Consider the following 797-nt stretch of genomic DNA (forward strand, 5'->3'; position numbering starts at 1 on the left):
CCGACCGCTCGGCGCTCGGCGCCCGCGACGGCGGGAGCGGCCGCGCGGCGCTGCTCGGCGCGCTCGCGGCGGCGACCACGGTGCTGCTGGTGGGCGCCGGGCTGCTCGCGCGCAGCTACGCGACGCTGTCGCGCGTCGACCCCGGCTTCCGCGCCGCGGGGCCGGTGGTGGTGTCGGTGCGCTTCCCGTGGGCGGAGGACACCGCGAGCGCGCTGCGGCAGCGCGCGAAGGTCGCGGCGGTCGTCGCGCGGCTGCGCGCGCTCCCCGGCGTCGGCGCCGCGGGCACCGTGAACCACCTCCCCGTGCTCGGCGGCGACGCGGGGAGCAGCGGCACCTTCATCCTGCAGGCGGCCGAGGGGGAGGTGACCAGCTTCGACGACTGGCGGCGGCTGGTGAAGGACAGCACGCGCACCGGCGAGGCCGCGTACCGGCTGGCGGGCGACGGCTACTTCGCGGCGATGGGGATCCCCGTGGTGCGCGGGCGGGTGTTCACGCGCGACGACCGCGACGACGACCCGCCGTCGGCGGTGATCTCGGCGTCGCTGGCGCGCCGCCGCTTCGCCGGCGCCGACCCGATCGGCCGGCTGATCCAGTTCGGCAACATGGACGGCGACCTGCGCCCGATGCGCGTCGTCGGCGTGGTGGGCGACGTGCGCGAGGCGGGGCCCGACGGCGCGCCGTATCCGACCGTGTACGCGCTCGACCGGCAGCGGCCGCCCTCGGCGAGCGTGCTGGTCGTGCTGGCGGGGGCGCCGGCGTCGCCCGCGCTCGACGCGGCGGCGCGCGCGCGCGCGACC

1 protein-coding gene is annotated in these 797 nt (G+C 79.4%); it reads left to right on the forward strand.

The features are described from left to right. Positions 1–797, forward strand: a 797-nt coding sequence (locus tag PYV61_RS26120; protein WP_275836817.1) for an ABC transporter permease, incomplete at both ends; no start/stop codon positions are given.

Origin of the sequence: Roseisolibacter sp. H3M3-2 (assembly GCF_029211165.1) — a bacterium.
GTDB lineage: Bacteria > Gemmatimonadota > Gemmatimonadetes > Gemmatimonadales > Gemmatimonadaceae > Roseisolibacter.